General features: G+C 50.3%; 8 protein-coding genes, 1 tRNA gene and 1 riboswitch. Of the genes, 8 read left to right on the top strand and 1 reads right to left on the bottom strand.

Features of this window, described 5'->3' with window-relative positions; translation table 11 throughout:
• Positions 1-92 precede the first annotated feature (92 nt).
• Positions 93-169, top strand: a tRNA-Pro gene (locus HMPREF2661_RS08085).
• Positions 170-217: 48 nt separating this feature from the next.
• On the opposite strand, the gene HMPREF2661_RS08090 is transcribed toward HMPREF2661_RS08085, so the two are convergent.
• On the bottom strand, positions 218-1,099 hold the full coding sequence (locus HMPREF2661_RS08090; RefSeq protein WP_070823270.1) for a lysophospholipid acyltransferase family protein: 882 nt from the start codon (positions 1,097-1,099) through the stop codon (positions 218-220).
• A 108-nt stretch (positions 1,100-1,207) separates the two neighbouring features.
• Positions 1,208-1,318, top strand: a riboswitch (SAM-I-IV-variant riboswitch).
• 173 nt (positions 1,319-1,491) lie between these two features.
• Between HMPREF2661_RS08090 and metK the strand changes: the two genes are divergently transcribed.
• The 7 genes from metK to HMPREF2661_RS08125 all read left to right on the top strand — a co-directional run bounded on the left by metK (position 1,492) and on the right by HMPREF2661_RS08125 (position 8,631).
• The gene (metK, locus tag HMPREF2661_RS08095; RefSeq protein WP_036490097.1) at positions 1,492-2,661 is read left to right on the top strand and encodes a methionine adenosyltransferase; all 1,170 of its coding nucleotides are present in this window, start codon (positions 1,492-1,494) and stop codon (positions 2,659-2,661) included.
• A gap of 161 nt (positions 2,662-2,822) precedes the next feature.
• Positions 2,823-3,887: a DUF1176 domain-containing protein gene (locus HMPREF2661_RS08100; RefSeq protein ID WP_070823274.1), complete on the top strand. Its 1,065-nt coding sequence runs from the start codon at positions 2,823-2,825 to the stop codon at positions 3,885-3,887.
• 124 nt (positions 3,888-4,011) lie between these two features.
• Positions 4,012-4,332 (top strand): accessory factor UbiK family protein, encoded by a 321-nt coding sequence (locus HMPREF2661_RS08105; protein ID WP_070823276.1) that lies wholly within the window; start codon positions 4,012-4,014, stop codon positions 4,330-4,332.
• A gap of 13 nt (positions 4,333-4,345) precedes the next feature.
• Complete coding sequence (locus HMPREF2661_RS08110) at positions 4,346-5,842, top strand: YifB family Mg chelatase-like AAA ATPase (protein ID WP_070823278.1); 1,497 nt, start codon at positions 4,346-4,348, stop codon at positions 5,840-5,842.
• A 154-nt stretch (positions 5,843-5,996) separates the two neighbouring features.
• Entirely contained in the window at positions 5,997-7,109 is a 1,113-nt protein-coding gene (locus HMPREF2661_RS08115; RefSeq protein ID WP_070823280.1) for an SPOR domain-containing protein, read from the top strand.
• An 11-nt stretch (positions 7,110-7,120) separates the two neighbouring features.
• Positions 7,121-7,762, top strand: a complete 642-nt coding sequence (locus HMPREF2661_RS08120; protein WP_070823282.1) for a thiol:disulfide interchange protein DsbA/DsbL — start codon at positions 7,121-7,123, stop codon at positions 7,760-7,762.
• 44 nt (positions 7,763-7,806) lie between these two features.
• Positions 7,807-8,631 carry an undecaprenyl-diphosphate phosphatase gene (locus tag HMPREF2661_RS08125; RefSeq protein ID WP_049323806.1) on the top strand — a complete coding sequence of 275 codons (825 nt, stop codon included), beginning with the start codon at positions 7,807-7,809 and terminating at the stop codon, positions 8,629-8,631.
• Positions 8,632-8,684 lie beyond the last annotated feature (53 nt).

Below are 8,684 nucleotides of genomic sequence, written 5' to 3' on the forward strand. Positions count from 1 at the left end.
GAATTTAGGGCTAATCTACGTCAGCCCCATTATTAATTATTTATCGACCCCCTGTACAAACCGGCCTCTCCCATCCTATAATTCCCCACATTCGGAATGTAGCGCAGCCCGGTAGCGCACTTCGTTCGGGACGAAGGGGTCGGAGGTTCGAATCCTCTCATTCCGACCAAATACAAAACCTGCTTGAATCCAAGCAGGTTTTTTACATTCGGCAAGCCTATACTTCCGGCGGCGGGAAAGGCGCACCTTCGGGATGTTTGTAGCGGTTGTACATAAACAAATATTGTTCCGGAAAACGGCGTATCCAATATTCGGTATTTTCATTGATCACGCGCGCATCGTTCTCCTTATCGCCGTTCAACTCGCCGCGCAATGGCTCGATGTGCAAGACAAAGCCTTTACCGTCGGGCAGACGCTCGCCGCAGAAAAACAAAGCTTTCACACCTTTGACTTGCGCCAGCTTGCCCGCCAATGTCATGGTGTAGGCTGGTTTGCCGAAAAAGTCCACCCACACGCCGTCGCCACCTTCCTTTGGAGACGGTACATGGTCCGGCAACACAATGGTCGCTTCGCCGCCGCGCAGGGCCTTGATGATTTGTTTGACGCCCTGAATGCTGGTCGGCGCAGTCTTGCCCTTGCCGCGCACGCGCCCTGCCTGCATCACCGCATCAAAAGCCTTGATTTTCGGCGGCTTGTACATCGCCGTCAGCGGAAACGGCAGCTGCTGGCTGATGTAGCGGCCCGCCAAATCATAGCTGCCGATGTGCGGCGTGATAAACAGCAAACCCTCGCCCGCGCTCAAGGCCGTCTGAACATGTTCCCAACCGTTGACGCTGACAAACAAGTTTTCAATTTCCTCAGGCCGTCTGAAAAACGCCACCGGCAATTCCAAGCCGCCTTTTGCCGTTTCACGGAAGACTTTTTTCACCGCCTCGTCCGTCGGGTTCAATCCGGCAAGTTTCATGTTTTCAAAAACACGCCGGCGATCTTTCGACAGCACGCGGAAACCCAAACTGCCGAGCAGGTTGCCTAATTTGTGCAACCAAGCCAAAGGCAGCGCGGCCAAAAATTTAAAAACAAAGGTAACAAGCGTTTGCATAAGGGTTTACCAAAATGAAGTGGACAGATTGTAAACGAAACAGGCCGTCTGAACAAAACAGACTTCGGGCAAATATATTGCGGCACACCTGCTTTTCTGCTACTATCCGCGCTGCATTAAGAGTTGGGAATTCCATGCCAACCTGCTTTTCAAACGGAAAGGTAAGGTGGACGGTTGAAAAACCGATGTGGCTCGCCAGAGCAATCCAAACCCGCTTAATGCGGGAATTTTTTTGCCTGTAAGAAACGCGCAACAGGATTCCGAAACAGTAGGCAAGTGCGAATGTTTCTCACTTGTATAGAGAAAAAGCGGAGTTTTTGTTATGATTTCCGCTGCCCGAAATAAAAGGCCGTCTGAAAACACAGCAGCCTGTTTTTAATGAAAGAATAGCAATGAGCGAATATCTGTTTACTTCCGAATCGGTATCCGAAGGCCATCCGGATAAAGTTGCCGACCAAGTATCCGATGCGATTTTGGATGCCATCTTGGCGCAAGACCCCAAAGCGCGTGTCGCCGCTGAAACCTTGGTCAACACAGGCTTGTGCGTATTGGCAGGCGAAATTACTACCACCGCCCAAGTGGACTACATCAAAGTCGCACGCGAAACCATCAAACGCATCGGCTACAACTCGTCCGAGCTGGGCTTTGACGCCAACGGCTGCGCAGTCGGCGTGTACTACGACCAACAATCCCCCGACATCGCCCAAGGCGTGAACGAAGGCGAAGGCATCGACTTGAACCAAGGCGCTGGCGACCAAGGTTTGATGTTCGGCTATGCCTGCGACGAAACCCCTACCCTGATGCCGTTTGCCATCTATTACAGCCACCGCCTGATGCAACGCCAAAGCGAATTGCGCAAAGACGGCCGCCTGCCTTGGCTGCGTCCTGATGCCAAAGCGCAACTGACCGTGGTTTACGACAGCGAAACCGGCAAAGTAAAACGCATTGACACCGTCGTCCTGTCCACCCAGCACGATCCGTCTATCGGTTACGAAGAGCTGAAAAACGCCGTGATCGAACACATCATCAAACCGGTTCTGCCGTCTGAAATGCTGACCGACGAAACCAAATACCTGATCAACCCGACCGGCCGCTTCGTTATCGGCGGCCCGCAAGGCGACTGCGGTTTGACCGGCCGTAAAATCATCGTCGATACCTACGGCGGCGCTGCTCCGCACGGCGGCGGCGCGTTCTCCGGCAAAGACCCGTCCAAAGTCGACCGTTCCGCCGCCTATGCCTGCCGCTATGTTGCGAAAAACATCGTTGCCGCCGGTTTGGCAACCCAATGCCAAATCCAAGTTTCCTACGCCATCGGCGTTGCCGAACCGACTTCGATTTCCATCGATACTTTCGGCACAGGCAAAATCAGCGAAGAAAAACTGATTGCCCTGGTTCGCGAACATTTCGACCTGCGCCCTAAAGGCATCGTCCAAATGCTCGACCTCTTGCGCCCGATTTACAGCAAATCCGCCGCCTACGGCCACTTCGGCCGCGAAGAGCCTGAGTTTACTTGGGAGCGTACCGACAAAGCAGCCGCATTGAAAGCAGCCGCAGGCGTATAAAAAAGCATGGAGGCCGTCTGAAAGGACATTTCAGATGGCCTTTTTTACATCTAAATATTCAAACCTTTTTACGAACGATATTTTCACAAAACAGCGTAACAAATTTTGGATTGCTATGCCGCCTTTGTGAATCTATATAAATAAAATTGAAAGAATGCATCATGAAAGAATGGCTGCTGGCTGTTTTACCTGCCACCGCACTGGCTGCTCCACCTCAAGGCTTTTATCAAAATTACCAAGACTGGGACATTGCCTGCGACAATACCGGCACCTGCCGTCTTGCCGGATATCAGACGGATGAAACAGAAACGCCGGTTTCCATCCTGTTTACCCGAAAAGCGGGGGCGAACGCCGCCGTGGCCGGCGAAGTTTCCCTGCTGCCATTTCATGACGATGAAGCACAACTCGCCAGCATTGCAACCCGCAACGAATTGGTATTGAACGGTAAATCACTGGGCAAATTGGCGTTGAATAAAAAAGGCACAGGCAAATTGAGCAGCGCGCAAACCAACGCCTTGCTCGAAGCATTGAAAAAAGAAAGCAAAATCAGCATCCGCGCCGGCAAATATGAATGGCACTTGTCCGACAAAGGCGCGGCGGCAGCAATGTTGAAAGCGGACGAATTCCAAGGCCGTCTGAACACACCTTCCGCGCTGATACGCAAAGGCAACAGCAGTCAGACAGTCCTCAATCCGCAACCCAAACCCGTTATCCGTGCCGTTGCCGTACCGAAAACAGCAGGCGATATACTGGAACAAGACACACCGCGCCACAGCGCCGTCATGAAACTGCTGCGCAACAGCAACCGCGTTTCTGAAAATGACGAGAATTACTGCCCGGCCCTGCATGATAAAGAGCACATGGATTGGAACCGCAGCCTAAATATTTATCCGCTCAATAAACAACAAGTTTTAGTGGAGGCCGTCTGTATCGGCGGAGCCTATCAAACCAGCGGCTACTATGTCATTGCCGACAAAAAATTAACCAAAATCGAACAAGTGCTACCACCAATGACATACGGCGGGCACGGCGGATTCGATGAGAAAACAGCCACCCTTAGCGGCAGCTTCAAAGGCCGCGGCATAGGCGACTGCTGGACAAGCAATGCAGCGGTATGGGACGGTAAAACGTTTGTCCGCAGTGAGGAACACACCACCGGTTCATGCAAAGGCTTCACGGGCGGCGCATGGCTGATGCCTGTTTTTGAAGCTCGTGTTGAGCGTTAAAAGACACGGAATATTTACGATAGAAAGTACAGGCCGTCTCAAAATTCCCGTTTTCAGACGGCCTTTTTCCTTATACAATAGCCACTTGAATTTCTATATACATTCTGAATAAAGGATACGGATTATGTTCGGCAAACAACTTTTTGAAGAAGTCAGCTCCAAAATCAGCGAAACCATCGCCAACAGCCCTGCCAAAGACATGGAAAAAAACGTTAAAGCCATGCTCGGCAGCGCGTTCAACCGCATGGATTTGGTAACCCGAGAAGAATTCGACATCCAACAACAGGTTTTGATTAAAACCCGTACCAAGCTGGCCGAATTGGAAGCCCGTTTGGCCAAACTCGAAGCCGCCCAAGAGCCTGAAGAAGCTGCTTTGAAAGCTGCCGAAGCCGCTGCCGAAGAAGCAGTTGCCGAAATCACACAACAAACCGAAGCCGCCGAATAAGGCCGTCTGAAACATGTCGCTTGCTTTGGTTTACAGCCGCGCCTTAAGCGGTATGAACGCGCCGTTGGTCGAAGTGGAAGCCCACCTTGCCAACGGCTTGCCACATTTCAATATCGTCGGTTTGCCCGATACTGAAGTCAAAGAAAGCCGCGACCGCGTGCGTGCCGCCATCATCCAAAGCGGCTTCGACTTCCCCGCCAAGAAAATTACCGTCAACCTCGCACCGGCCGACCTCCCCAAAGAATCCGGCCGTTTCGATTTACCGATTGCCTTGGGCATTCTTGCCGCATCGGGACAAATCAACCCTGAAAAGCTCGCGCAATATGAGTTTGCCGGAGAATTGGCGCTGTCCGGCTTGCTGCGTCCCGTACGCGGCGCGCTGGCCATGGCATGGCAGGGAATGCAGGCCGGCCGTTCGTTCGTCTTGCCGCAAGAAAATGCCGAACAGGCTGCCGTCATGCGTGGCATTGCAGTTTATGGCGCGCGTTCTTTGGGCGAAGTGGCCGCCCATTTAAACGACATCGAACCGTTGACACAAACCGAATGCAAACTGCCACAAAGGCCGTCTGAACAAAGTAAAATACCCGACTTAGCTGATGTCAAAGGCCAACATACTGCCCGCCTCGCCTTGGAAATCGCCGCGGCAGGCGGACACAGCCTACTGATGATGGGCCCTCCGGGAACGGGCAAATCCATGCTTTCGCAACGTTTGCCCGGTATCCTTCCGCCTTTGACCGAAGACGAATTGGTCGAAGTCTGGGCATTGCGTTCGCTCCTGCCCAATCATCAGCAACAACTCGACAGCAACCGTCCTTTCCGCAGTCCCCACCACAGCGCCAGCTCGGCCGCCATGGTCGGCGGAGGTTCAGACCCGCGTCCGGGTGAAATTTCATTGGCGCACCACGGTGTGTTGTTTTTAGACGAATTACCCGAGTTTGACCGTAAAGTATTGGAAGTATTGCGCGAACCTTTGGAAAACGGCGAAATCCATATTTCCCGCGCCGCACGCCAAGCCGTTTATCCGGCCAAGTTCCAGCTCGTTGCCGCCATGAATCCCTGTCCTTGCGGCTATCTCGGTCATCCGTCCAAACCTTGCCGCTGCACGCCTGAAAGCATCGCCCGTTACCGCAGCAAAATTTCAGGGCCATTACTCGACCGCATTGATTTAACCATCGAAGTACCCAGCCTTTCCGCTGCCGAGCTGATGCAACAAGAAGCCGGCGAATCCAGTGCCGCCGTATTAAAACGCGTTACCGCCGCGCGCAAAATCCAATACGGCCGACAAGGCAAAGTTAATGCCGAATTGAGTGTCAGCGAACTCGACGGCAAAGCCCGTATCCAAAAAGAAGCGCAAGAAGCCTTGGGAACCATGCTCGAAAAACTGTCCCTTTCCGCTCGAAGCTTCCACCGCATTATGCGCGTCGCCCGTACGCTGGCCGATTTGACAGGCGACGAAGAAGTCAGCAAAACCCATGTGATGAAAGCCATCGGTTTCCGTCGCGCCCTCTAACTTTTCAGACGGCCTGAATCTTTATATTTAAGTAAAACTAGAGTAAACAAAGCATCAGGATTTTGCCGTCTATAACGGTTATTGATAAAATATCGAATTCAAACTCAGACAGTCTCCCTTCAGGCCGTCTGAACCCATTATTACAAGGTAAGTCATGAAAAAATCTACACAATATGGCAAAGGCTTGGCCGGTTTCTTTTTCGGCCTGATACTGGCAACAGGTATTATTGCCGGTATTTTGTTCTTCCTGAACCAAGGCAACCAAAACGTTTTCAAAGAGCTGACCCAGCCTAAACAAAATGAAGAACCTGAAATCCTGAAGCCTCAAGACAAAGCAGAGAAACGCCCTGCCACCGACAATTCGTCCAGCCAAGCAGATGAAGAAAAAGCCAAAGCTGAAAAAGAAGCGGCTGAAAAAGAAGCCAAAGCAAAAGAAGCGGCTGAAAAGGCTGCCAAAGAAGCTGAAGAGAAAGCGGCACAAGCAGAAAAAGAGGCTCAGGAAAAAGCCGATCGCGAGGCCAAAGAAAAAGCGGATAAAGCTGAAGCAGAAAAAGCCGAACGCGAAGCTAAAGAAAAAGCTGAAAAAGCCGCCGCCGACAAAGCCGAACATGAGGCCAAAGAAAGAGCAGACAAAACTGCCGCCGACAAAGCCGAACGTGAAGCCAAAGAAAAAGCTGCAAAAGCGGAAGCAGAAAAAGAAGCCGCCAAGAAAAAACTGGCTGAGAAAAAAGCCGAATTAGAAAAAAAACGCGCAGAAAAAGCCAAAGCTGAAAAAGAAGCTGCCGATAAAACTGCAAAAGACAAAAAAGCGGCCGCCGACCAATTGACCGACAAACAAAAAGAGCGTGCCGAGCGCAAATTGGCTGAGAAAAAAGCGGCAGAAGCCAAGAAACAAAACAAGCCGACACCTGAGCAAATCCTCAACAGCGGCAGCATCGAAAAAGCACGCAAAGCTGCAAATGCCTCTGCAACAAAAGAAAGCAGCAACGCCGCTGGCAAACAATCGGCAGAAAAAGCCGAAGCAGCTGCCAACAGCGGTAAAAAGGCATTCCTGCAACTTGGTTCATATGCAGACCGCTCCAGCGCAGATTCACAACGTGCGAAATTGGCTATTTTAGGTGTGTCTTCCAAAGTGGTTGAGTCGCAAAACGGCGACAAAACCATTTATCGAGTTCAAAGTAACACCATGCCGCAGGAAGCCGCTGTGAAACTGCAAAAAAACCTGCAAGACCATAATATCAACAGCTTGATTCGTTCTACTAAATAATGGAATCACTGATGAAGCAGCGTATGAAACAAACTATTGCCGCACTCAGCCTGAGCCTGCTCAGCCTGAGTGCGCAGGCTGCTACCGAAGACGTGGACTATACCGTTCTTAGTCGCTCTATCCCGCAGCAGCAAACCAGAAAAATTGAAGTGCTAGAATTTTTCGGCTACTTCTGCGTCCATTGTTACCATCTCGATCCGGTTTTGTTGCAACACAGCAAAACCTTCGCCAAAGATGTTTCCTTACGGACAGAGCACGTCGTTTGGATGCCTGAAATGTTGGGCTTGGCCAAGGTAGCCGCTGCCGTCAATCTTTCAGGTTTGAAATATCAGGCCAATCCAGTCATCTTCAAAGCTGTTTACGAACAGAAGATTAACTTGGCTGATGCAAATGTATTCCGATCATGGGTCGGTAAACAGACAAGTTTTGACAGTAAAAAACTGCTTCAAGCCTACAACAGCCCTGCCGCCGCGTCGGCTGCTGCAAAAATGCAGCAATTGACGGAAACTTATCGAATTGAGAACACACCAACTGTCATTGTCGGTGGTAAATACAAAGTCAATTTCAATGGTAGCGACTGGAAATCCGGTATGAAAACCATAGACGAGCTCATCGTTAAAGTCCGCCGCGAACAATCCTCAAAACCACTTTAACTATTCAACAAAAGAAAGACGGCCTCAAGGCCGTCTGAAAACTTATGGACATTCTGATTTTATTTAAAGCACTTATTCTCGGTATCATCGAAGGTTTAACCGAGTTCCTCCCCATTTCAAGTACCGGTCACTTGATTGTATTCGGCAACTTAATGAATTTCCGAAGTAACGGAAAAGTATTCGAAATCGCCATCCAGCTCGGTGCCGTATTAGCCGTCGTATTCGAATATCGCCAACGATTTACCCATATCATAAAAGGACTAGGCAAAGAGCGAACAGCCAATCGATTTGTGCTGAATTTATTTATCGCGTTCATCCCTGCTGCGATTGTTGGCCTCTTATTCAGTAAACAAATTAAATTGCATCTTTTCAACCCGATTACCGTTGCTACCATGCTGGTATTGGGCGGCTTCTTCATTTTATGGGTTGAAAAACGCCAAACAACAGCCAAACCTAAAGTCAACCATGTCGATGATATGCGCCCAATTGACGCATTTGTTGTAGGATGCGCCCAAATTTGTGCCCTTATCCCTGGGACATCACGTTCAGGCAGTACCATCATGGGTGGTATGCTGTGGGGGCTGGAACGTAAAACGGCTACCGAATTTTCATTCTTCCTTGCCGTACCAATGATGATTGCGGCAACAGGTTACGACATCTTAAAAAACTACAAACTCTTTACCTTGCAAGATGTCGGACAAATTGCCATCGGTTTTATCGCAGCATTTATCGCCGGTTTATTAGCAGTAAAAGCTTTGCTGAAATTTGTTTCCAGTAAAAACTATGTTCCTTTTGCCTACTACCGCATCGTATTCGGTGGTCTGATTCTCCTTACTTGGATGCTAGGCATAGTCAGCTGGAGCGAATAATCGCTCCCTTCATTCTCCTCAAAGGACGTGCCCGCGCACGTCCTTTTTCTTCT

This window comes from Neisseria sp. HMSC061B04, assembly GCF_001836705.1.
Classification (GTDB): domain Bacteria; phylum Pseudomonadota; class Gammaproteobacteria; order Burkholderiales; family Neisseriaceae; genus Neisseria.